We start from the raw sequence: 23,814 nt of genomic DNA, 5'->3' as shown, positions 1-23,814 counted from the left end.
AGGGAGCAACATCACACGGAAGCTGGGAGGAGACTATGAGAGTCGCGCGCGTTGATTCGTGGAAGGTTGCGGACGTTGTCGTGAAGAACGGAGTCTGGGGTTCGAACCGCTCACGGTTTAGCAAGTGGGATCAGGGTGAGACCATGGTCCTGCTGGTCGGCAAGGAGGGAGTCCTCGTTGCGACGGTAAGCGGTAAGGCGTTCACGTCTGACCAGATGATCTGGGAAGACGACCTGTACGAGTATCGCATTCCCGTTCATATCGAGAAGATTCTTCGCAACGATGCTGGTGCAGCTGCCAACCAGTCAGTTCGCAAGGCTCTTGCTACAGGTCTGAGTGGCATCTACGGCGCCTACATCATGAGCCAGAGCAAACTACCCAAGGAAGTGCAGGAGTTGGTGAAGACGGCACTTTAGCAGATGTCTGGTTATAGAGCAACGTTGATGCAGCTTCTTGGAAACTGGATGGGCGTGGCGCGATTTGTCTGTCGAGAAACGGAAGAGGGAGGAGGGAATGAAAGCGACTGAAGCATCTCTACTGAAGCTGATGGCCAGCACGGACCAGCAGTTTGTTGTTTCCATCTATCAGTGCGAATACAGCTGGAAGAAGGAACAGTGCTTGTGGCTGTGGCATCGCCTAGGGCTCAGTTCTCCTAACAGGTCGGGCTGCCGAAGGCAGTGATACCACTGGTTCGTGACTAGCTCGGGGCTCTCCAACCGGGCAAGACTGCGACAGGTATGACACACGACAAGACTCAAGTACAGGAAGAACTGCTGGTGTTCAACAGATTTGTGCCAGTATCGAGATTGAGTATCCTGCCCCATACCACCTGCCATGGCGACGAGAAGACGGACGAACCCGACATCATTTGTCAGGATGCCGGGGGTGCGATCTTTATGTTTGAACTGTCAGAATTGGCTAGCGAACAGATGAAGCGCAACTGGTCCCACATTCAACACAGTTATGACGACTCCGGGGTTCTCTCGCCAACAGAAGTCGAGACTTTCAGGTGCAGGTTTTCTGGATTGCACTTCCTTGTCGAGTTGCCACATGATCGAACACGGCAGGCATTGAGGGAAATATGCAGGTATCTCATCTCGCAGAAGCCAGAAGAGCTGCTGCCAAACAGACATGCCTCACGAGTACTTCGGTATGACTGCGTCTCCGAACTCAGGGGGCTCAAGGGTCAGATCACTATCAGTCGCTTATCTACAGGCCTTACTGGGCCACTATGGAAGGTTTCCAATGTCACATCTTTTGGGGATGGTATCAAGGAAGCTCTGCAGCGGAAAGCCAACAACCGATATCGATATCGGTGCGGCGCTGTAAGTCCCCAATTGCTACTCTACTACGAATGGGATCCGAGCTATAAACCTGGATTCGGCTGGGAATGTCAGCCTGAGCGTTGGCGTAGCCTCTGGGAATCGCACTTCACAGATGTCTGGATATTCGACGACCCCTCAGAACACATCCTCAGCCACTACGTTTCAAAGTCTATGCAGCGATCCAGCGAAACATGAATGAGGGGGGGATTTGGAACAGATTGCAGGAAGCTGACGTATTGCTCGAAGAGCTTCAACGTCTACGTGACTCCTACGATTCTCTAGGAGGGATAGCCCACATCTATGATGTCGGTCACGAAAAGGACTTGGCGAGGGTCAGGAGCTATGTCGATGGTTTTCTCTTTGTTCTAGTAAGCACAAAGGACATGCTGCTCCAGGAAGTCAACAGACAGTATCACCTTGGACTATTGGCACATGAAGTATGCGAGAAGCGTCTTGTTCGGGCAATCGGACAGCAAAACAGTAGTTTGGTCGCGCCCCTTAACAACCTACAGATGTTACAGGATAGGAACGCTTCCACCAGTGATCCCAAGTTTGGATGGTACGTCCGGCTGACGCGGTATCGCAATGCCGCGACCCACCGGGGTGTGCTCTATCAATGGCCGGCGTACAGCTACGCCTCTGGAGCTGCACCTCAGTCTGCCGTCTACTTGATGGAGGACCCGGATGATCTGGCAAAAGGGCCGTACCAGGATTACGATCTCATAGGCTTTTTCGTCAGCGTTAGGGCAAATATGGAAACGGCGCTGGCACGCTGGGCGGTCGACCTTGGTTTGAAAACTGCATTAGCACCATAGGAGGCGGGCACGATGAATAGTGGCAGAGTAGCAAGGACGTTTCTGGAACAACAGATAGGCGACTTGCAGGATTCAATGGGCCGAGTGAACCGGGCACGCTGGATATCGCTGCTTGGAGGTATCGTGGTCGTGCTTCTTCTGTTCATTTCGCTGCCCGTGCTGCTACCACTCTTGGCTTCAAGCCAACGGGTCATGCGTGCCGTCATCGGGGTCGATCTCGCATTCTTCGTCTCGCTTGCCTTCTTGCTGCTAGCTTTCGTCCCCCTAACGCTTCGTAAGGTCGTGCTCGACTTTAACAGAAAAGTTGCCGAGGACAGGAGAGCTCAGAAGGCCGAGCAGGAGGTCCGAAACGTCTTGGCGAACCTCGACGAGCGACAGTATGTTGTCTTTCATGGACTCTACCGAGGATATGGAGACATCGATCACGTAGTTATCGGTCTGACCGGAGCATTTGTTATTGAGACCAAGTCAAACCATGGCGATGTCTCGATTGACGAATTGGGTCGACTGGCGATAAATCACGGCGATCAGCCTCGCAAGAACTACCAGCGACAGGCAATGCAGGAGGCATATCAAGTCAAGGACTATCTAGCCGAGCACGGCATTCAGGAACAGCTTTTCGTGCAGTCAATCCTGGCTTTCCCGTTTGCCAACGTACCCGATGATTTGCATTTGGGGAACACAAATACTGGTAGCTACATTCCAATTCTGGGCACCAAGGCCATTCTGCAGTACATCTACCAGCACAAGCCCAGTGCTTCGTTCACCCCTGATCTTGTTGAGCGCTGCCGCATGGCACTCCAGCGGTGGGCAGACGGCACTGACCAGGGCACTGAGGAGGGGACGGAAGATGGATAAACAACTCGGGCAAGCTACTCAAATCGTCTGAAGAAGCAACATGCAAGGAGAACAGCATCGAGTTCTGGTTAGCACAGGATCTGCAGGTCCCGCTCGGGTACGAGGAATGGCGCAACTCGCGTCAGGGTTATCGGGCAGGCGCAGACGACCTGATCACCGACTCGCTGAGCGGAGTTCGACCATCTTGTTGACGCCAACAAAATGGTTGGTCTTCTACGATGATAACTGATAGAGCGTTTCAAGATGCAGTTCTGAGATTCGATGCAGAGGAGGAGCAATGAATACTGAATCATCAGTAAGGCACACTGTGTCTGCGAGCGACTGGGACGATTTTGTGGCCGTGTGCTACTTCGGGCGCAAGGGCGATTGGCTTGACCGGTGCATGTGGCGTGCCTACTTGGACATGAACCGCACAATGCATGGCATGGGCAGGTTTGGAGAGGGTCACGCGGACTGGAAGAGTACAATGCTACGGTCTCTGAGGGATCGTCTGGCGATGCTCTCTGGCGAGCACCCTTGGACTCAGGCGTCGTTTGATGCGTGGCACCACGAGTCGGTAGACGCTCTGAGAGGAGTCTCCTCAGAGCGCGGCTTCCCGTTGTCGGTCGGGCAATCACAGAAGTGGGTCAACATGAGTATCAAATATGCGATCGCCCTTGGCGAGCGTCGTCTTCCTGGATTCCACTGCGTGTACGACGTGGCGCATGTGGCGCTGGACAGCATTGTGCTGAAACGCCTGGAGGAGCAGGAGATGCCAGCTCTTGGCTGCGCCTGGAGCAGGCTCGACGATTACAGTCAGTACATGGAGTGCCAGCAGTGGGTGCGTGACAACCGTGGGGGCATTCCCCTCGAGGTCGAGTACCGGTTGTGGCAGGAAGCCCCGCCGAATGCTGGAGAGAACGGAAAGCAGGAGGAGGTCAACGATGGGTAATGCTCAGGTGGTGGGCAATGCAGGATTGTACTACTGCTGTTACAAGCTTTCTCTCCTAGGTTGGAATGTCATGCCAACAGCGCGCAATGCACGTGGCATAGACATCATCGCCTATAGTCCTGATGCAAAGAGCTTCTGCGGCATACAGGTCAAGACGGTGAGCAAGCGCGACGCCATTCCGCTCGGTGACTCACTGGAGAGGATGATGGGCGACTACTGGGTTGTAGTCAACCAGATGGCCTCTGGCTCACCCTCTGCCTATGTTCTCATGCCGGACGAGGTCAAGGAGCTGGCTCACCGTAATGAGCGCGATGGCAGAGTCTCCTACTGGCTTGAGCGGGGTGGATACGAAAATGCCACGTTCCTCGAGGCGTGGGGCCGCATGGGGAAGGGTGACAGGGCAGTGTAACAAGGGACAGACGTAATTCTTGTAACACGCGATGCACTACCTTTCACACGAATTGTTACGCGCGATGTGTACAACAGGAACAGGACTGGATACTCTCCTGCCCAGGCATAACGAGCCGGAGTGTTGCTCTCGGAAACAGCAGTCGCAAAGCAGCTAGCAGGACTTCTCCTTCATGTTATTCACGATGTGAATAGATGCTATTCATGTCATGAATAAACTGAGACCTCGGCCCGTACCATGAGGGAGGCAGCCAGGTTCCGGTATTTGGCCGCAAGGGACTGACTGGATGCCCGCCTGCGCGGGCATGACGGACCAGGGACAGTCTCTCATGACAGGCAGGCCATTGATGTTGCGTACAAGACAGGCAGCAATGAGGAGGAACAACGATGACGCTCTACACAATCGGATTCACGGGTAAGTCCGCAGAACAGTTCTTCACGCTACTTACCGAGAATGCAGTCAAACGCGTGCTCGACGTGCGTCTGAACAACACGAATCAGCTGGCAGGCTTCACCAAACGCGATGACCTTCGATTCTTCCTGTCGAGGGTTGCTGGAATCGACTACTTGCATCTGCCACAGTTCGCACCCTCAGAGGAGCTCTTGAAAGGCTACAGAGGCCATTCCCTCGACTGGGGGAAGTATGAGCGTGGTTACCTCACACTCCTTTCAGACAGGAATGCGCTGGCCTTTGTTGACCCGTCTATCTTCGACGGTGGCTGTCTGCTCTGCAGCGAGGCCACCCCTGAGCACTGTCACCGCCGGCTGCTTGCGGAATTCGTGGCGAACTGCGTTCCTGACGTGCATATCATGCACCTTCAATGAGGATGCAGCAGTGTACGTCGACCTGCTGTGTCTGGCGAATCCCAGGAAGCTCAAAGCAAAATGCACAGCGGGCAAGGAGTGGTCCACTGGTATGGGGTCAGCTGGAAAGTAGTGGCCAACGTGGTAAGGAAGGACTGGACCCCCTGCGCGGGGATGACGAATCAGTGTCGGTCAGCCGAGGGCGTCGTCCAGGAGCTGGACAAGCGTGTCGCGGCGTGCCAGGAAGGTCCCCTCGGGGACAAAGTGCACAGCGGTTGTGCCGACGGTACGCTGTGCGACGAAGTCACGCGTCACGACGACTGCGTGACGAGGATGGGTGTCTTCGACCAGCCGCGCGAGGCCGCCCGGGAGGCTGGGCTCGCTGAAATGAGTGTCCTTGACCTCGATGGGCAGGATGCGGTCACCGCGCGTCACAACGAAGTCGACCTCGTCCGCGGTCCCCTTGGTACGCCAGTAATGCAGTTCATCCGTCACAGACAGGACCTTGAGGAGCTCCTGGAAGACGACCTGCTCAACGACCTGACCGCGGTCGGTTCGGCTATCGAGGGCGGCAAGGCTGGGCACCGCGCTGTTCCTCATGCCGCAGTCCACGAAGTACGCCTTGGGCGTCTTGCGTAGTCCGGTCAGCTTGTTGCTTGAGAACGGCATGGCCAGCTCGCAGACATACGTCCCCTGCAGCATAGCGACGTAGTGACGAACAGTCTCAGACGACGACCGCACCTCGTTGGCCAGTCCCTCCCAGGTCATTTGACTCCCGACCTGCAGTGCAAGTGTCCTGACGAGCCGGTTGTACACATCGGGACGACCGACGCGCAGGAACTGGGACACGTCGCGGGTGACGTACGTGTCGTAGATCTGGCGCAGTTGTTCGGCGCGCTCGGCTGCGGATGGAGCTGTGACAACAGCAGGGTAGCCACCCCAGACAGCAAAGTCGACAAACAGGGGCACAAGTGACTCGCCGTACAGTCGGTGAAATGCATCAAAATCGCCGTCATTTCTGCTGGCTGCCGGAATGTTCTGCCGGACGATGTCGCTGAACGACAGCGGATACAGGATAAGCTCGCGTGACCGCCCAACCAGGTGCTCGCGCGTGGTGCTGCGGATCTCCAGCGACGATGAACCGGACACGACGATCTTGATGCCGGCGCCCAGATCATACAGAACCTTCAGGGCCAGACCGGGGTTCGGGAGGCGCTGGACTTCGTCGATGAGGATGTAGGCGCGCGGACCACTTTTGGCATCCCGCAGGAATCGCAGGAGGTCTCCCGGATTGCTGAAGAGCTCGGCCGCCCCAAGGTCGTCCACACTGAAGTAGAAGATGTCGGCTGGAGGCACGCCAGTCGCAAGCAGCCGCTGGACGAGCATGGACAGCAGGGTCGTCTTGCCGGCCTGCCGCGCCCCGGTGACGACGACAACGTACGGGTTGTCCATCCAGCCGGCAAGCGTTTCCAGCTCACGGCGTGGAAGCCAGGAATGCTCAAATGGACGGCCGGTACGCCACGGATTGCGCATGTTGAAGATCTCAATGTCTATCGCGGATACCTCCTCTATCTGGTGCAAGCATACCATGGTCGGCCCAAATGACAAGGGACCTCGTCATTTGGTCAACTGAGCGCCGATGAGCACTTTGGAAGCGGGTGTTGGCATTCGCTGATATGGGGTCAGCTGGTAAAGAGCCCCCGAGCATGTTCTTCCAATGCGAGGGGTGCACCTAGCCAACGTGGTAAGTACGCCGGATCAAGACTGGATTCCCGCATGCGCGGGAATGACGTCGCAAGATGAATTCCGCCTGCGCGAGGATGACGCTACACGAGGTGGTCTTCCCTCCGTTGTTCGCACGAGGGCGGGAACCTCTCGGTGCGTTCTGGACGTGTCCACAAGCATGACTACCACTACGTACTTGACACTGCTGTGAGTAATTGGTATATTAAGTACCAGTAACCAACATAGATGTCAAGTAAGAGGTCGAGATGCGAGTTCGAGAGTTCATTGATACCCACAAAGTGTTCACGTACCGTGAGTTTGCGGTAGCTCATGATGGCGACGTGCCATCAGCAACACTGACACGTGACACATTGCTGAAGCAGTACGTTCAGGCTGGTCGCCTCGTCAGAGTTCGTCGTGAGCTCTTCGTTACGGTGCCGGCGGGGGTTGGCCCTGCTGGAGCAGTCACCGACCCCATGGCCGTCGCTGCCAAGATGGCCACTGATGCTGTTCTGGCCTACCATACGGCACTGGAGTACCATGGAGTTGCATACAGCGTCCACAGTCGGATGACATATCTGACTGGTGTTGGCCAGCGCCCGTTGGTATTCTGGGGCATCACGTATGCTCCAGTGCCATTCCCCCGCGTGCTGGTGAACGGCCATCGAGAGAACATGATGGCCGATGAGGGGTTCAGGGGTACCACGTTGGTCCATGTCACGTCGCGCGAGCGGACGCTCGTCGATGTCCTCGATCGGGTCGGCCTGTCCGGCGGCTGGGAGGAAGTATGGCGATCTCTGGAAGTGATGTCCTCCCTGGACCTGGAGTCTGTGGTCACATACGCGCTGGCATTGGGGAATGCGACGACAATCGCCAAGGTTGGGTTCTTTCTGGAACAGCACGCAGAGCAGTTTGCGGTGGACAGCGGCGTTCTGGAGCGCTTGCGGACGGGCGTTCCGCGCGGTCTCCACTATGTTGATCGAGGCCGGGCCTCCGCTGGACGTCTGGTGGAACAATGGCATCTGATCATGCCGGTCACCGTTCTCGACCGAGCTTGGGAGGAAGACAGGTGAGACTGAGCCACGACATTCTGATGGCAGATGCCGGCGCGAGCGGCTTCCGCCCTGAGATCCTGGAGAAGTGTGAGCTGCTGCTTAGCCTCCTGCAGGGCCTGACGGATCACCCCTTTCTCGGTCCTCGACTGGCGCTGAAAGGCGGCACCGCGCTCAACCTGTTCGTGTTCGACGTTCCTCGGCTTTCGCTGGACGCTGACATGAACTACATCGGAGCTGCTGATGTTGGGACAATGGAGACCGAACGACCGCTGGTTGAAGCTGCCATCCGCAGCGTCTGTCAGCGCGAGGGCTTCAGGATAGGCCGGACTCCAGACAAGCACGCGGGAGGAAAGTGGCACCTGGCCTACGCATCTGCATTGGGTGGCAATGCAGAGCTCCAACTGGATGTCAATTTCATGCTGAGGGTTCCGCTATGGCCCGTCGTTGCTCGGGATTCCAGGGAGCTTGGACACGCAGGCGCTCACCACGTGTCCGTCCTCGATGTCAATGAGTTGGCTGCAGGTAAGCTGGCAGCTCTGCTGAGCCGTCACGCCGGTCGCGATCTTTTCGACGCGCATCAGCTGCTCGCGAGTGGCCTGCTGGATCCAGAACGGCTGCGTATCGCCTTCGTCGTGTACGGGGCAGCGAACCGACTGGACTGGCGCTCTGTGGCCATACGTGACGTCTTCTTCGAGGGGCGCGAACTACGTGACCAGCTCATTCCCGTCCTCCAGCGGTCTGGGGGAATCGAGCACGTCAGCGACTCATTCGCGGAGCGCCTCCTGGATGAGACGAGGGCGATGCTCGCGGCCGTCCTGCCGCTGCGCGAACGCGAGCTGGCATTTCTGGAGTCACTCCTGGGTGACGGAATCGTGGACGCTTCGCTCCTGACGGACGAGCCGGTCCTCAGAGAACGCATCCAAGCACAGCCAGCGCTGCACTGGAAAGCGCTCAACGTGCGCAAAATGCTGGGACTCTGATATGGGGTCAGCTGCTAATTAGACGCCCGGTGGTAACCTCGTTGATTCAGCTTGGGCTGACATTCAACAGCTCACAGGCAAGGACAAGACTGGATTCCCGCCTACGCGGGAATGACAGACCAACTATCTCTACTCTGCATTGACGATGTCTTCCGTGGCAACATTCATGTAAAGGCGCGTAGAGCGTGACAGGATCTTGTGCGGAGCAGTCGGATCGAACCATGCGTATCCCGCGGTCGAAGCGACCGAGATATGTGTAGCCAGCCAGGATGGATGCCAGTCGAGCAGCTGGGCAAGGACAAGCAGCCGGCGCCGCACAACGTCACTGTCGTAGCGACCGGCTGCGCGTGCCATGGCGGCTGGTGACAGGACATGTGTGCCCGCCTTGATCGCCTTGGCGACCTCGACGATGCCGCCGCACAGGTCGAGACGGTCGAGGCAGTCGAGAATGGTCTTCTCGGGAGTCGTCACCAGTATCGTACCGTCTTCGGCAGCGAGAGACGTGATGTCCCAGAAGCGCGACGGCTGTACGTGGACAATGCGTACTTGAAGTTCCCGGATGGACGTGGTTATCGTTCTTCCTGGCGTCGGCGTCTGGATGATCACCGTGGGGGGAAGCTGCTCGGTGAGGTGGTGGTAGCCGAGGGCCGTCCAATACGCAAGCGCGGACGGTTGAACCACGTGCAGCGCTTCCACGAGGTCCAAAGGGTAGGAACGGCCCATGACGTGTAACGAGTAGACGCCGCGTCGCAGGCGGGTTGCCCAGCCGCGCTGAACCCACCGGCGGGTTTCCACCCAGACGCGTGAGTCCTCCCACTGGCTGACTCGCCGTACATCATCCACAGTGAACATGGATGGGAGCCTTGCCAGCACCTCGCGTGTCGTCATGTTCGTCCCACTGGATGCATTTGACATGCTGATACTATACACAAATGTATAGTTACAGCAAGTGAAATGCAGAAATCGATATGGGGTCAGCTGGTAAATAGCGGCCAAAGTGGTAAGTACACATCGTCAGGACTGGATTCCCGCCTACGCGGGAATGACGGACCAAGGGACTCGCATACGCGGGAATGACGGACCAAGGGACTCGCATACGCGGGAATGACTGAGGCAAGATGGATTCCCGCATACGCGGGAATGACGGAGGCGCTATACTGTAGATGACATCCCTGCAGTGGAGGCAACAATGGAACAGCATGGTCTGGTGATGGTGTACACGGGCAACGGCAAGGGGAAGACGACCGCGGCGCTGGGTCTCGGCCTCAGAGCCATCGGAGCCGGACAGCGCGTCCTGCTGGTCCAGTTCATGAAAGGGGACCCAAGCTACTCCGAGCTGAAAGGGATCGCCTGTCTGCCGGGATTCGAAGTTGTCCAGACGGGTCTCCACCACTGGGTCACCAAAGAACAGGTCAGTCTGCTGGACAGGGCGGAGGCACAACGGGGGATGAACATCGCCCGCAACGCGTTCCTGGAAGAACGGCATGAGCTGGTGATCCTGGACGAGCTCAACTGCGCCATCGACTATGGCCTCATCCCTGAGGCTGATGTTCTCGAACTGCTGACACACAGGCCTCCGTTCATGTCGGTCTGCATCACGGGCCGCGGAGCTCCTTCATGCCTGCTGGACGCTGCCGACATGGTCAGTGAAGTCATCGAGGTCAAGCACCACTTCCGCCAAGGCATCGCCGCCCAGAAGGGCATTGAGCTCTAGCCCGCCGGACCGAGTCCAGTGAATCCATCGAGGCGCAACGCCTGGGGGCTGTTCAACCTTGGCGCTGCGGCCACCATCTGGGGAAGCACCTTTGTGGTCAGTCGCTATGCCCTGGCAAGCGTATCCTTTCTCGACCTTGTCATCTTGCGGTTCGCATGCTCGACCGCCCTGTTCGCCGTCCTCTTCCTCGTCCAGCGGCCAAGAATGCCGCACGGCCGTGAATGGTGGCTCTATCTCGGCAGTGCCGTGTCGGGCTATGTTCTCTCCATCCCGTTCCAGTTCCTCGGCACATCGCTGACCAGCGCACACATCGGCTCGATCGTCACCTGTGCCACACCGCTCGCGATGGTCGTCCTCGCCGGAATCTTCCTGCATGAACGCATTCGCCTCCGGGACATCCTGGCCATCGGTGTTGCTCTCGCCGGTGTCGCACTGATATCGCTGGAGGGACTCCGCCGTGGCGTGGGGGCGAGCCCACTGCAGTGGCTGGAGGGCATTGCCGCTCTGGTTGCCGCGGCTGTCACGTGGGGTCTCTACTCCCTGTTTCTCCGCCTCATCACGCGGAAGCAGTCGTCGCTCACTGCAACAGGTATCAGCAATGCGCTCGGGTTTATTATCCTCCTGCCTCTGTTCATCCCTCGGGGTGGCGAGGTGATCGTCACAGTCGCCGCCCGCCCGGTGCTCGGAGCAGCTATCGTGTACCTCGCCGTCGTCTCGACCTTCCTGGGGTTCACCCTCTGGACGCTGGGTCTCCAGCAGGTCACCAGCGTCTCTGCCTCCTCGCTCATGTTCTTCTGCCAACCCCTGGCAGGGACACTCCTCGGCATGCTGGTTCTCCATGAGCGCGTCACCGCGCAGACGATCATTGGCAGTGGGCTCATCCTGACCGGGCTTCTGGTCAGCATGGTCCGGTCGCGGGTGAACACACTGTGAAGAATGAATGGAACGTTCGCCCCGACACCCGCGTACTAGAGGTGGCGAAACAGACTTCACGCCAGCCTCCTTCCTGAACATGAAAAGGCCTCCGTAGCAGCCGGAGGCCTTTTTCGTTGTTATCAACTCGTTACACCACCAACAAGCGCTTCTGGCTCCAGATGCCTTTCTCGGCCACACCCCGCATAGCGGCGGGAACACTACTCGAAGAGTGTGTTCGGTCATCCGCACAGTTCATGGGAAAGACCTGCCAATGAAAACACGAATGGGTTGTTGCGTCAGTTCTTTCCGAAGGACACGAGCTTCTTACGGCGACGCAGGAACATGTTCCGTTTTCAGAAAGATTCGGGCGTTTTCAATCATCGTCAGGATACTGGACTGTGCCGTGGATCCATAGGATTTCTTCGCTTCCATGCAGGATTTCAGCTGCACGGCGTCCAATACGTCCGTTTCAAACAGAGGGCTGAAGACTCTGAATTCCTCCAGGCTCTGCTCTTCGATGAGAATGCCTCTCAGCATACAGGACCGGACCATCTGCCCGGATACCTCATGGGCGCTGCGGAACGGAAGCCCTTTGTGCACAAGGTAGTCCGCCACATCGGTGGCATTTGTATACCCTAGAGACGCGGCTTTGAGCATGTTGTCCTGTTTTACGGTCATGGTTTCTATCATTTCTATGAAAATCTTCAGGCAGGGTTTCAGGGTGTCAACCGTATCGAAGAGTGGCGGCTTGTCCTCCTGCATGTCCTTGTCATAAGCCAACGGCAGGGATTTCATGACGGTCAGAATGTTGATCAGGTTCCCGTAGGTCCGTCCGGTTTTCCCCCGGATCAGCTCTGCCACATCAGGATTCTTCTTCTGAGGCATGATGCTGCTCCCGGTACTGAAGGCGTCATCCATTTCGATGAAACTGAAGGGCGACGAGTTCCAGAGAATCAGTTCTTCACAGAAGCGGCTCAGGTGCATCATCAGGATGGAGGCATCGGCGATGAACTCAATCACATGGTCCCTGTCACTGACAGAGTCCATGGCATTCTCCGTGACGCCTGCAAAACCCAGTTCCAGAGCAGTATAGCTGCGGTCGGAGGCATAGGTCACTCCGGCCAGGGCACCGCTGCCCAAGGGGCACAAATCCATACGCTGGATGCAGTCCAGCAGGCGGCTGTAATCCCTTTTGAACATCTGAAAATATGCCATCAGATGATAACCGAAGGTCACGGGCTGGGCATTCTGCAGATGGGTCATCCCCGGCAGCACCGTATCCTTATGCGTGTCGGCCATGGAAACCAGAGTCTCCAACAGCTCCAGCAGAAGGCCCGCGATTTCCGCCAGTTCATCCTTCATATACAGCTTCAGATCCACGGCCACCTGGTCGTTCCGGCTTCTGCCGGTATGCAGTTTCTTGCCCACTGCCCCGATCCGTTCAGTGAGGACCCGTTCCACCCACATATGGATGTCTTCGTCTGCTTTGGTGTAGGGAACCGCTCCGGCTTCCATATCCCTGAGGATCCCTTCGAGCCCCTCCATCAGCTCCAGCACTTCCTGGGTGGTCAGGATCCCGATTTTTCCCAACATCCTGGCGTGGGCCTTGCTGCCTCGGATGTCCTGTCGAAAGAGACGCTTGTCGAATTCGATACTGGCATTGAATTCGTCCAGTAATTCGGAGGCCGGTTTCGAGAACCGGCCTCCCCATAGCTTCATGTGATGTCCTTTTCCCTTTCGCTGTTTCTTAAATTCATCATGGCACGAATTTTCAGCGGCAGTGAGAACAGATTGATAAATCCTTCAGCGTCATGTTGACTGTAAACATCGTCTTCACCGAAGGTGACGAACTCCTCACTGTACATGGAGAACGGTGATTTGGAACCGGCATAGTATATCTGGCCTTTGTACAGTTTCAGCTTCACATCCCCTGTGACCACCTGCTGCGTGGACTCCACGAAAGCATCCAGGGCGACTTTCAACGGTGTGAACCAGAGTCCGTCGTAAACCAGCTCAGAGTATTTCTTGGCGATGCCGGATTTAAAGCTCATAGTAGAACGGTCATGGACCAGTTTTTCCAGAATCGCATGGGATTTGTGAAGCAGGGTGCCGCCCGGTGTCTCATAGACGCCACGGGATTTCATCCCAACCAGTCGGTTCTCGACGATATCGGCGACGCCGATGCCGTTGGCACCGCCCAGTTTGTTCAGCTTTGTCAGCAATTCCAGGGGACTCATTTTCACGCCGTCTACAGCAACCGGCATGCCTTTTTCGTAGCTGATGGTCACGTAGACCGGGGCATCCGGAGCATCTTCAGGCTTCACAGTCATCTGATAGATGCTGCGGTCATGCTCATTCCAGGGATCTTCCAGATTGCCGCCTTCGTGGCTGAGGTGCCACACGTTCCCGTCACGGCTGTAAATGTCTTTCTTGGTTACGGGGATCGGAATACCGTGTTTGTTGGCAAAATCGATGCAGTCCTCGCGGGATTTGAGATTCCAGATACGCCAGGGTGCAATGACTTTCAGGCGGGGATTCATGGCCTTGATGGTACATTCGAAACGCACCTGGTCGTTCCCTTTGCCGGTGCAGCCATGGGCAATAGCCACGGCCCCTTCCTTCTCAGCCACTTCCACGAGTTTCTTGGCGATCAGCGGTCGTGCGAAGGATGTCCCCAGCAGGTAATCGTCTTCGTATACGGCCCCGGACTTCAGGGTGGTGAATGCATAGTCTCTTACGAATTCTTCTTTCACATCGATGACGTAAGCTTTGACAGCTCCGGTCTCCAATGCCTTCTTCTTGACGGCTACGAAATCATCTTTCTGGCCTACATCGACACAGACTGCGATGACATCGTAGCTGTATTCGATTTCCAACCACTTAAGAATGACAGAGGTGTCAAGACCCCCGGAATAAGCCAGTACCACCTTTTCTTTGCTCATAAGTATTCCATCCTTCACATATATGATCTATAATAAATGTTTATAGCGGGCCGCTGGGAAAATGCAAGCATACCTATCGTGTTTTGTTCATAGTGTTTCTTCTTGTTCTTGTGGCCAAGTTTCAGCAAATTCACGGCTTACTTGATCAAAGCGTTGGGGATACTTCAACACCCGTGCTTCCTATTTCATGCTATCCAGATCAACCTGTCTTTGTGTTTCTTGTCGATTTCTGGATATCCTTCTGATAGACCAATGATAGTTGCCATTTCATCATTGAAAGGCGTGTCCTCATGAAGAGACAGTATCTCGGCTTGGATATCCTGCGGGGTTTGGGCGTATTCATGGTGGTCTGGCTGCACTCGGCGTTCTACTATTTCGACGGTCTCTATGATCTGGATCTGAACAATCCTCCCCTGATTGTCACCCTCATCGGCCTCTTGCTGATGTTCGCAGGTCTTTTTGCCATGATCAGCGGCGCAGCTCATACCCTGCAGCTTCACAGAAAGACAGATAACGGTTACGAACCGAAGAAAGCCCTGATGTTCAACAGCATCGGTGGCTTGCTGATCTTGGCCATTGGGTACGCCTACTTCATCTTCACCGGGGCAGGACTCGTCCATTTCGAAAGCAGAAGCATGAACAACAGCATGCTGGTGGATCTGATTCGGTATGGCAGAATATCAACGCAGTTGTCTGAAAGGGTTCTTTACATCGACAGTCTGGTCATGATCGGCATGAATATCCTCATTATGGGACTGATGTTCACCCTGGCCCATCGATGGGTAAGGGACAAGAAGATCCAGAGCTGGTCATTCTTCTACCTGCTGTCTACTTTCGGCGTATTTCTTCTTTCCCTGGTCCGCATTCCTTTGTATGACGTCTATCTGAAAGCCGTGGCTGACAAACAGCTGGGCATGGTCCTTCTCCTGAACGGATTCGTCAACAAGAACAATCCCCTGCTGCCCTATCTGGCCTTTGGACTCATGGGTGCATGGCTGGCTTCCATGCTGAAAGAGCGAGGCTGGCGTTCCCTCGTGCGCACAGCGCTTCCGCTCAGCCTTGCACTCCTGACAACGGGCATCCTGCTGTACACGAACCTTCCGGACACCATGCTTCAGAGGAGCATCGACCTGAAGTGGTATGCGATCATGATCGCACAATCAGGACTTTTCCTAGGCATGATACTGGTTGCTCTCTGGCAGTACGATTTCAGATGCAAGGCAAGCGTCCAGCACATGTCATTTGCCAACGCCTTCATCTACCGCTTCGGCGTTGCTGGTCTGACGGTGTTCTTTCTGGAGAGTGTGGTCAGCGCCTGCATTTACCGGGTTCTGTCACTCATGATCCCCGGCCTGCACTTTGGTCTGTTCGCCTCGCTCGTCTATGGGTTTACACTTGCCCTCTGCTGGGGCTTCCTCCTGATACTCTGGGAGAAAGTCCAGTTCCGATACGGCCTGGAGTATTTCTACTGCAGCATACTGGACCGCTTCGGCGAGAGCGAGAAAAAGCACAAGCTGAACAGGTTCAGAAATGGCGGTGATGGGCAGTGAATATCCTCCAGGGCATCCGTGATTATCGGCTTCTGAACAGGCATCTTTATCGATTCTCCAACGAGCAGATTCGCGCATACCAGCTGTCTGAACTCCAAAAGCTGGTTGCTTTCTCCATGAACCACGCACGCTTCTACAGCGACCTGTACAAAGGCCTGCTCGTCAAGAGTCTGGAGGATTTTCGGCAGCTGCCGTCCATCAACAAGCAAATCATGATGGACCATTTTGACGATATCAACACTTGCGGCCTGAAGCTCGAAGCGGTTCGAGATTATGCCGTCCAGAAGGAACTTCACAGGGAATACCTGGGCTATTATCAGGACCAGTATGTGATTGGCCTTTCCAGTGGCACCAGCGGCAACAAGGGGATATATATCACACCGAAGTCCATGACCGAACGGCTTCCCTTTGTCTTTCTGGCCAGAAGCGGCTTATCCAGCAAGGATCTTCCCTTCCGCATTCTGTTTCTGCTCAGGGTGTTCAGCCAGGGCTTTGAGGATATCAATGCCCCTCTCATTCACCTGAACTACCTCAGCACCATGACACCGGTCCACGAAATCATTGGTCAGATCAATGATGACCACATCAACATCCTGATGGCGCCACCCAGCCTGGTCAGACAACTGCTGCCCTGGGCCAGTACGATCAAGAGGCCACTTCAGATGATTGTCTCCTATGCAGAAGTGCTGGAAAAAGAGGAGAAGGAACGTTTTCAACTAACCTTTGGAACCCGGGTCATTGAGATATATCAGGCCAGTGAAGGACAGATTGGAGGCACCTGCCGGTGTGGCAACCTGCATATCAACGAGGATCTGGTCTTCATCGAGCTCTACGACAAAAACGGGCAGCCGGTGGATCGCCCAGGACCTGTGGGAACAAAGATGCTCCTTACGAATCTCATCAATACCTCACAGCCCCTGATACGGTACGAGATGAATGACCTCATCCAACTAGGTGAACGTTGCCCCTGCGGCAGCTCTTTCAGAGTCATCGACAAGGTGCTGGGAAGGAATGACGATGTGCTCTACCTCACCAACAAGAACCGCATCTTGCAGCCTGTTTACCCTGACTTAATGAGCCGGTGGATTATCACAACCAGTGACAGCATCCGAGAATTCCGGGTCAGTCAGATTTCGCACTCCAAACTGGAAATCACCATTGATGTGCTTGACTCAACGGGTGAGGCAAGAGCTGCTGTGGCTGAACAACTGAGGACCCGTCTGACAAGCGAATTGTCCAGCTACGGGATCGATGCCGATTTGGATATCCGGATAGAGGCCATACGGCTTCCGGAAACCATGGCCAAGTATAAGCGCTTCATAGGTCTCAAGCCGGAAGTTGCGGATCATTCCTAGTCTGGCCGACCCGGACGCGTTGCACGTGAATTCACTGTGAAGAATGCATCGAACGTTCACCCGGGCAAGCACGTACTAGAGGTGGCGAAACAGACTCCATACCAACCTCCTTCCCAGAGATGAAGAAGAGCGCCGTGCTGGCGTAGCGATCGCCACGGTCGGGGAAGATGACCACGATCACGCCGCTTGCCAGCGTGCGGGCCAGTTCCATGGCTCCCCAGAGGGCCGCTCCGCAGGAAATGCCCCAACTGCAAAACTTCTTATCAGGTCTTGGCAATAGAATCGTTGCACTTGGTTTGGCAAACCGCCAGTAGAAGAATATCCTAGGATTGCTTCGCTTCCAGGTAATCCAGTGCTTCATCGAGGTAAGCGCCAAAATCGGATGGAAAACCGTGGCCGAGTCCCTTCACCACAGTGAACTTGTGTGGAAGCCCTGCCTTTTCCATCTCGGAGCAAAGGTCTTCAGTGTTTTTGGTAAAGCGGTCTTTCTCGCCTGCAAGAATGTACCCTTTTACTCCCTTTCTTACCCCGTTCTTAAGCAATGGGATGAAAAATGAAACATCATCTATCGGAGGAATTACAGCAATGAATCTCTTGAGATTCAGAGGGGTGTCTTCAAGTACGAGATCAACCATGCCAAGACTTGCCCCTTGAGAAGCCCCTGCAACAACAATGCTGTCTTCAATTAAGTTGTGCTTTTCTTTTATCTCTATGATATGGTCGATTACTTCCTTCTTTGCTTTTTCCCAATCACTCCAGCAATACGCATCAGGCCCATAAAGTTGTGATGACTGAGGAACAAGGAGAATATAGCCTCTCTTCAGAACATGTTTCCAGTACCTGCAAAATTCCTCCGCATTATCTCCTCCTCGGTGCAACGCAACAAGAAGAGGGTGTTTCTCCTCCGGATCGAATTTGTCAGGGTAGAATACGAGCCTTTCGGGTCTTGACTCTCTTTGCTTCCTCTCGAATATTTCCCGACATCTTTCCATGATCCTTTTGAATTCTTCGCGGTTCCTCAACGGGTCTAAGTCATTTTCTCCCTCAAGTATCTTGGGCGACCACCAAGCACCATCGTCTAATGAATTCGTCAGGATCTCGATAGCCTTATCTTCTTCATGAAGGACCGAGTTAAGGCACGCAAGCCAGTAAGAAGTTTCTGAAATCTTGTCTTTAAACAGTGCATAGGCTTTCTCGGCAATTTCTAACGCTTCGCTGTACTTTCCCTGCAAATAGAGTTCGTATACCTTCTTGCGATATTCAGCAAGATCCTCATGCTCCACTTTCCTCGCCTCCTTTCTAATCAGGAAACCATGGCCAAGTATAAGCGTTTTTGTCGGTCTTAAGCCGGAAGTTACAAGTAGTTCTTAGTCTGGCCAACCAAGGCGCGTCGCGGGTGAATTCACTGTGAAGAATGGGGTGAACGTTCACGCCGGCATCCGCGTACTAGAGGTGGTGAAACGGACTCCACACCAACTTCCTTCCCAGAGATGGAAAAGGCCTCCGTAGCAGTCGGAGGCCTTTTTCGTTCATCATCGACTCAGTGTGTCACTACTACTCGAAGAGCGCCGTGCTGGCGTAGCGATCGCCACGGTCGGGGAAGATCACCACGATCACGCCGCTCTCCAGCGTGCGGGCCAGTTCCATGGCTCCCCAGAGGGCCGCTCCGCACGAGATGCCAACATTGATGCCCTCCTTGCGGTAGATCTCGCGCGCGATGCCGAAAGCGGGGGCATCCTCGGTCATCCGCAGTGTTACGTCCAGGTTGTCGAAGCTGAAGATCCCGGGTGTGTAGGCCGCCATGTTGCGCAGTCCCTGGATCTTGCTGCCGGCAATCGGTTCGACCCCGACAACCTTCACCTGTGGCGCCTGCCTGTGCATGAAGGCAGACAGTCCAGTCAATGTGCCACCCGTCCCCATGCCTGCGACCACATGCGTCACGTCAGGAACGTCCCGCAGGATCTCAGGGCCAGTCGTCTCCTCGTGCGAACGAGGGTTGGCGCTGTTCTCGAACTGGTTCAGGTTGACCCATGACGGGTCCTCCGCCAGCATCTGCTGTGCAGTCTTGATGGCCAGGTTCGTGCCGCCGGCAGCGTCGGTGAGCACGATATCCGTGCCAAACATCTTCATGACCTTCCGCCGTTCGATGCTCGCGCTCTCGGCCATGACGGCACGGAACCTGTAGCCACGCAGAGCCGCGATCATCGCCATGGCAATCCCGGTGTTCCCGCTGGTGGCCTCCAGCAGCTGAGCGCCGGGCTTCAGCACCCCTCGTTCCTCGGCATCCCGGAACATCATGAGGACGGGGCGGTCTTTGACCGATCCCCCGGGGTTGTTGCCCTCCAGCTTCGCCAGGATGCGAACCCCGGGATTTGTGCTGAAGTGCCGAAGCTCAACGACCGGTGTGTTGCCGATCAGATCAAGGATGGAATTTGTTGTCATGTGATTTCTCCTTTAGTACCGCGAGAGGTACGTTGACGCCATGGGGTCTGTCCGGAAGGACGTGACGCGAGGTCTTGGCAGGCATGAGGTCCCCGGTGAGGCCTGCTCGCATGACCTCTGCCTTCGTGACATGCTCTCCGGCTCTCCAGGCAGCGACTGCTATATGGTCACTGCTGTAGTCGACGAAATAGACGGGCACGTACTTGTATCCCATGCGCTTGAGAGCGTTGTAGCGGTGATGGCCGTCCAGAATCACCATGGTGCGCTGGTCCACGATGATGGGGTCCTTGATCATGCCGTCCCGCACCAGATCGCGCTGGATTCTCATCAGGTTCTCGTTCAGAATCTGCTCGTGTTGCCTCAGCGCATTCACGGGTACCAGTGTTATCACCATTCGTTCTCCTTCTCTGCATGCTCGCAGTAAACAGAAAGCCTCCCGTCTCCGGGAGGCTTCGCATGTTCAGTGTCAAGATATGCGACTAGCGACGCCCCTCGGTATGCTGCGTTTCACAGGTGCAGGTAGTCATCGCTACGATAGTCATACTTTTATTCTGTCCCGACAGGACTCCGCGTCAACCTCTCCTCGTGACGGTATCATGAATCCTTGGCGTCCAGAGCCATCTGGTAGAGATACCAGGTCTTGTAGCGGATGCCGCCTGCTCCTTCAATCTCGCGCCAGCTACGCACATTTTCCTCGCCGAGCAGCGACCCCTCGGCCACGCGGTAGCCGTGCGCACGCCCCCAGGTGAACAGCTTGGAGAACATTGCCGCAGGCACGCCCCTCGACCGATAGTCGGGAACGACGAACATCACCAGCGCACGCCCGGCGTCGATCCGATTGCGATACAGGAGGAACGTCAGCCACCCAAGAGGAAACAGCCGTCCGTTCATGCGTCGGAACACCTGATTGTAGTCTGCGCACGAGGCGACCAGCCCGATCGGGCGTCCCTCATCCATCCTGGCGATTGCAACCATTTCGGGTCGCACGAACTTCTTCATGTCGCGCACCATAATGCGCACGTCCTCGATGGAAGGAGGTGTCAGATCAGCCCACTCCACAGGTATCGCCTCGTCCAGGATGCACTTGATGTCGCGGGCGGTTCCCTCCAGGTTGCCCATGTCCGCGTTGTCGACGTGGTAGTGGTAGCGCGCCATGACCTTCTGCACGAGCTTTTCGCGGTATTCGCTCACCGTGCGCACGTCAAAGCGCCAGGCCCCCAGCCGGATGTCCACAGTGAAGCCGTAGCGCTCCATGAACATGTTGTAGTAGGCGTGATTATAGTTGGTATACATCATCGGGGGGTCGTCGAAGTTCATGGCCAGCATGCCGTGATAGTCATCACCGTTGGTCGGCGAGACCGGCCCCTTCACGACGTGCGTTCCTCGACTCCGCAGCCAGCCCGTGCCGGCATCGAGTAAGGCTTTGGCCTGGTCCCAATCGTCGACCACGTCAAACAGCGTGAAGGCGCCGTAGTGCACACCCTTGGCCGCGCTGAGCTTCGTGTCGACCAGGACCGCTATGCGGCCGGCAACCCGACCCTTCTCGTCGCGTGTGACAAAGAACGCGTGCGGGTTATCCTTCAGGACAAAGCCGGCGCGCCCGGTGACAATCGCCATCATCTCTGAACGGAGGACCGGTACCCAGGCATGGTGCCCACGGTACAGACGGTATGGGAACTCGACGAATTCCCGGAGCCCTCGCCTGGTGACGACTTCTTCCACGACAACCTTCATGCGCCCGTTCCTGGAGGAGCGGCAGCTCTCCGTTCAGCCAGCTGTTGCCCCACCCTTGCTCTGGTAGTCTTCGATCGCCAGGTGCAGTGCCTGAACGGCATACCCGGCACAACGCCACTTGGATTCGGGCAAGCCGTCCAGCAGGCCCGACAGATACGACATGTCGAATGTTAGAGCCTCGTCAATGGTCTTGCCCGGCAGTTCCTTGCTGAGAACAGAAAGCGTGGCGATAAGGGCCGTACACCCTGCTATCCGGTATTTGGCATCCGTGATGCGGCCCGCGTCAATACTGATGAAGAACGTCAGTTCGACGGCGTCCGCGTTGTCGGTGATGTGCCCTGTACCCGAGGGGTTGTCGATGTGTCCGATGTTGCCCGGGCTCATGAACTCCCGGATCGTCGCACGACTGTACTTGTCCACAGACCCTCACGCCATCGAGCGCAGGAACCTGACGAGACCGGGAATGACGTCTGCGGCATAGTCGACGTCCTTCTCCGTCGTTGCATACCCAAACGAGAGGCGTATCGACGACTTCGCTTCCTTCAGGTCACAACCAATAGACGTCAGCACATGCGATGCCAGCGTTTCCTGGGCGTTGCACGCCGAACCGCCCGCTGCGATGATGCCGGCCTCGTTCATGGCAAGGAGCAGTGGCTCGTTGTCGATCCCCTCGATACGGATATTGAGGTTCTGTGGCACACGCTGCTTCATGTCACCGTTCACGACGATTCTGTCGATGCGCGCCGAAAGCTTGTCAAACAGCATGTTCCGCAGCGCCGTCAGACGCTTGAGCTCTCCCGACAGTCGTTCCTTGCCCAACTGCGCCGCCTTGCCGATCCCGACGATACCGGGAACGTTGTGGGTTGACCCGCGCAATCCCCACTCCTGTCCGCCTCCGTCGATGAACGGATACAGTGCAGCCTGGTCACGAACGAACAGGACGCCTGCACCCTTGGGTCCGTTGAACTTGTGTGCAGAGACACTCAGGAAATCGACCCCCAGGGCGTTCACATCGACGGGGATATGCGCAATCGTCTGGACGGCGTCGGTGTGCATGAGAGCTCCGCAATCATGAGCCACGCGCGCGATGTCGGCGATGGGCTGGACCGTTCCAATCTCATTGTTTGCGTGCATGATCGACACCAGCACGGTCGTTGGGCGCATGGCGCGGCGCACGTCGTCGGGGTCCACGATACCGCTGCGTCCGACCTTGACGAAGGTGACCTCATACCCCTGGCGCTGCAGTGCCAGGGCGCTGTGCAGGATGGCGTGGTGCTCGAACTCCGCCGTCACCAGGTGCCCGGGCTTGTGCAACCGCTCGCGTGAAGCCCTCTCCACTGTTCCCTTGAGCACCCAGTTGTCTGACTCCGTTCCGCCACTCGTGAACACGACCTGCTCGGGCTTCGAGCCGATAAGAGACGCGACACGCACGCGCGCTTCCTCGACCGCCACATGGGCAACGTCGCCGGACGACGAGTGCGTGTACGTCATCGGGTTCGCAAAGCGCTCAGTGAAGAACGGCTTCATCTCCTCAAGAACAGCCGGATCGACCGGCGTGGTGGCTGCGTTGTCCAAGTAGACTACTCTTTGCATTGCATTCCTCCAGTGCCTTGAGTGCTTGTTCCCCCTGCGCCGGCTGCGCACAGCAACAGCCGAGATACGGCGGACATCCTGCCTGGCTTCAGGGCTGCAGAACCCCCTCCGTCTGGCCTTCGACAGATAGTATAACTGATGTGATGCCCGATATCCACATGAGTGTTCCCTCGATCTGCTGCCGAATGCCCATGACACGCATGGAACCACCTACACCCTGCTGCAGTCCCTCACTGAAATCGGCCCATGCGACGCCTGAATCGCTGACAGACACGGACCGGAGTGCTGCCCCTTCCGGGATCAGCGATGTCAGCCCCTCCCGCCGCTCTGCCGCCGTCGGACCCTTGAGGAGCTCTCGCAGAACAGCCTCAGCCAGAGGGATCTCGCCCGAGACACGCCGTGACACCGCGACAAGCTCGATGTCTTGCGATGTCGGCCTGACGAAGTACACCTTCGCGTCCACCTGGGGCGGGGGGACCACACGACAACCGGTCACCGCAACTGCGACGAGCAACACGAGACAGCCTGCTGCCAGCAACTTCCTCATCACGAACCTCCTGTGCGACTGATGCCCCACCTGATCGAGCCGGCGCGAACGGTCCATTGACAGCGAACCGTTCTCGCCGGAGAATAGGACGCTGAACGTCCTGGATTATGCCACATCTCTA

Annotated in this window: 24 protein-coding genes and 1 pseudogene; 13 read left to right on the top strand and 12 right to left on the bottom strand. The window is 56.3% G+C overall.

What is annotated here, in order from left to right; genetic code table 11:
- Positions 1-35: 35 nt before the first annotated feature.
- From C0398_01790 to C0398_01760, 7 genes are all read left to right on the top strand, one after another.
- Positions 36-416 (top strand): hypothetical protein, encoded by a 381-nt coding sequence (locus C0398_01790; GenBank protein MBA4364723.1) that lies wholly within the window; start codon positions 36-38, stop codon positions 414-416.
- 321 nt (positions 417-737) lie between these two features.
- Positions 738-1,520, top strand: a complete 783-nt coding sequence (locus C0398_01785) for a hypothetical protein (GenBank protein ID MBA4364722.1) — start codon at positions 738-740, stop codon at positions 1,518-1,520.
- Positions 1,517-2,140 carry a hypothetical protein gene (locus C0398_01780; protein ID MBA4364721.1) on the top strand — a complete coding sequence of 208 codons (624 nt, stop codon included), beginning with the start codon at positions 1,517-1,519 and terminating at the stop codon, positions 2,138-2,140. The genes C0398_01785 and C0398_01780 overlap by 4 nt, the downstream gene beginning before the upstream one ends.
- Before the next feature lie 12 nt (positions 2,141-2,152).
- Entirely contained in the window at positions 2,153-2,998 is an 846-nt protein-coding gene (locus tag C0398_01775; GenBank protein MBA4364720.1) for a hypothetical protein, read from the top strand.
- Positions 2,999-3,275: 277 nt separating this feature from the next.
- Positions 3,276-3,929 carry a hypothetical protein gene (locus C0398_01770; GenBank protein ID MBA4364719.1) on the top strand — a complete coding sequence of 218 codons (654 nt, stop codon included), beginning with the start codon at positions 3,276-3,278 and terminating at the stop codon, positions 3,927-3,929.
- A complete protein-coding gene (locus C0398_01765; GenBank protein MBA4364718.1) occupies positions 3,922-4,338 on the top strand; it encodes a hypothetical protein in 417 nt (138 codons plus the stop codon). Before C0398_01770 ends, C0398_01765 begins: the two co-directional genes overlap by 8 nt.
- 386 nt (positions 4,339-4,724) lie before the next feature.
- Positions 4,725-5,162 carry a hypothetical protein gene (locus C0398_01760; GenBank protein MBA4364717.1) on the top strand — a complete coding sequence of 146 codons (438 nt, stop codon included), beginning with the start codon at positions 4,725-4,727 and terminating at the stop codon, positions 5,160-5,162.
- A 171-nt stretch (positions 5,163-5,333) separates the two neighbouring features.
- On the opposite strand, the gene C0398_01755 is transcribed toward C0398_01760, so the two are convergent.
- Positions 5,334-6,731 (bottom strand): hypothetical protein, encoded by a 1,398-nt coding sequence (locus C0398_01755; protein ID MBA4364716.1) that lies wholly within the window; start codon positions 6,729-6,731, stop codon positions 5,334-5,336.
- Between the two features lie 401 nt (positions 6,732-7,132).
- On the opposite strand from C0398_01755, the gene C0398_01750 reads away from it, so the two are divergent.
- Both C0398_01750 and C0398_01745 read left to right on the top strand, forming a co-directional pair.
- Complete coding sequence (locus C0398_01750) at positions 7,133-7,939, top strand: transcriptional regulator (GenBank protein MBA4364715.1); 807 nt, start codon at positions 7,133-7,135, stop codon at positions 7,937-7,939.
- Complete coding sequence (locus C0398_01745) at positions 7,882-8,901, top strand: nucleotidyl transferase AbiEii/AbiGii toxin family protein (protein MBA4364714.1); 1,020 nt, start codon at positions 7,882-7,884, stop codon at positions 8,899-8,901. Before C0398_01750 ends, C0398_01745 begins: the two co-directional genes overlap by 58 nt.
- A 129-nt stretch (positions 8,902-9,030) precedes the next feature.
- Here C0398_01745 and C0398_01740 read toward each other — a convergent pair whose 3' ends face one another.
- Positions 9,031-9,816: a hypothetical protein gene (locus C0398_01740; protein MBA4364713.1), complete on the bottom strand. Its 786-nt coding sequence runs from the start codon at positions 9,814-9,816 to the stop codon at positions 9,031-9,033.
- 274 nt (positions 9,817-10,090) lie between these two features.
- Here C0398_01740 and C0398_01735 point away from each other — a divergent pair, with 274 nt between their 5' ends.
- Complete coding sequence (locus C0398_01735; GenBank protein ID MBA4364712.1) at positions 10,091-10,615, top strand: cob(I)yrinic acid a,c-diamide adenosyltransferase; 525 nt, start codon at positions 10,091-10,093, stop codon at positions 10,613-10,615.
- Positions 10,616-10,633: 18 nt separating this feature from the next.
- On the top strand, positions 10,634-11,548 hold the full coding sequence (locus C0398_01730) for a hypothetical protein (GenBank protein MBA4364711.1): 915 nt from the start codon (positions 10,634-10,636) through the stop codon (positions 11,546-11,548).
- Positions 11,549-11,854: 306 nt separating this feature from the next.
- Here the strand turns inward: C0398_01730 and argH are convergent, their stop codons facing one another.
- Complete coding sequence (gene argH / locus C0398_01725) at positions 11,855-13,249, bottom strand: argininosuccinate lyase (protein MBA4364710.1); 1,395 nt, start codon at positions 13,247-13,249, stop codon at positions 11,855-11,857.
- Positions 13,246-14,472: an argininosuccinate synthase gene (locus tag C0398_01720; GenBank protein MBA4364709.1), complete on the bottom strand. Its 1,227-nt coding sequence runs from the start codon at positions 14,470-14,472 to the stop codon at positions 13,246-13,248. Before C0398_01720 ends, argH begins: the two co-directional genes overlap by 4 nt.
- Before the next feature lie 290 nt (positions 14,473-14,762).
- On the opposite strand from C0398_01720, the gene C0398_01715 reads away from it, so the two are divergent.
- Both C0398_01715 and C0398_01710 read left to right on the top strand, forming a co-directional pair.
- A complete protein-coding gene (locus C0398_01715; protein MBA4364708.1) occupies positions 14,763-16,022 on the top strand; it encodes a hypothetical protein in 1,260 nt (419 codons plus the stop codon).
- The gene (locus C0398_01710; GenBank protein MBA4364707.1) at positions 16,019-17,377 is read left to right on the top strand and encodes a hypothetical protein; all 1,359 of its coding nucleotides are present in this window, start codon (positions 16,019-16,021) and stop codon (positions 17,375-17,377) included. The genes C0398_01715 and C0398_01710 overlap by 4 nt, the downstream gene beginning before the upstream one ends.
- A gap of 124 nt (positions 17,378-17,501) precedes the next feature.
- Here the strand turns inward: C0398_01710 and cysM (C0398_01705) are convergent.
- The 8 genes and pseudogenes from cysM (C0398_01705) to C0398_01670 all read right to left on the bottom strand — a co-directional run bounded on the left by cysM (C0398_01705) (position 17,502) and on the right by C0398_01670 (position 23,750).
- Positions 17,502-17,633, bottom strand: a pseudogene (cysM, locus tag C0398_01705) (cysteine synthase B).
- A gap of 67 nt (positions 17,634-17,700) precedes the next feature.
- Positions 17,701-18,660, bottom strand: coding sequence for a hypothetical protein (locus tag C0398_01700; protein MBA4364706.1), 960 nt, complete (start codon positions 18,658-18,660; stop codon positions 17,701-17,703).
- Positions 18,661-18,931: 271 nt separating this feature from the next.
- The gene (cysM, locus tag C0398_01695; GenBank protein MBA4364705.1) at positions 18,932-19,819 is read right to left on the bottom strand and encodes a cysteine synthase B; all 888 of its coding nucleotides are present in this window, start codon (positions 19,817-19,819) and stop codon (positions 18,932-18,934) included.
- On the bottom strand, positions 19,797-20,213 hold the full coding sequence (locus C0398_01690; protein MBA4364704.1) for a hypothetical protein: 417 nt from the start codon (positions 20,211-20,213) through the stop codon (positions 19,797-19,799). The genes cysM (C0398_01695) and C0398_01690 overlap by 23 nt, the downstream gene beginning before the upstream one ends.
- Positions 20,214-20,413: 200 nt before the next feature.
- Entirely contained in the window at positions 20,414-21,553 is a 1,140-nt protein-coding gene (locus tag C0398_01685) for an N-acetyltransferase (GenBank protein MBA4364703.1), read from the bottom strand.
- 33 nt (positions 21,554-21,586) lie between these two features.
- A complete protein-coding gene (locus C0398_01680; protein MBA4364702.1) occupies positions 21,587-21,973 on the bottom strand; it encodes an iron-sulfur cluster assembly scaffold protein in 387 nt (128 codons plus the stop codon).
- Between the two features lie 6 nt (positions 21,974-21,979).
- Positions 21,980-23,146, bottom strand: a complete 1,167-nt coding sequence (locus tag C0398_01675) for a cysteine desulfurase NifS (GenBank protein ID MBA4364701.1) — start codon at positions 23,144-23,146, stop codon at positions 21,980-21,982.
- An 88-nt stretch (positions 23,147-23,234) separates the two neighbouring features.
- Entirely contained in the window at positions 23,235-23,750 is a 516-nt protein-coding gene (locus C0398_01670; protein ID MBA4364700.1) for a hypothetical protein, read from the bottom strand.
- Between the last annotated feature and the right edge of the window lie 64 nt (positions 23,751-23,814).

It is taken from the genome of Coprothermobacter sp., assembly GCA_013824685.1.
In the GTDB taxonomy this organism is placed as follows: domain Bacteria; phylum Caldisericota; class Caldisericia; order Cryosericales; family Cryosericaceae; genus Cryosericum.
Note: the sequence above shows the minus strand (reverse complement) of the source record. Positions and strands in the feature narration are given on the sequence as shown.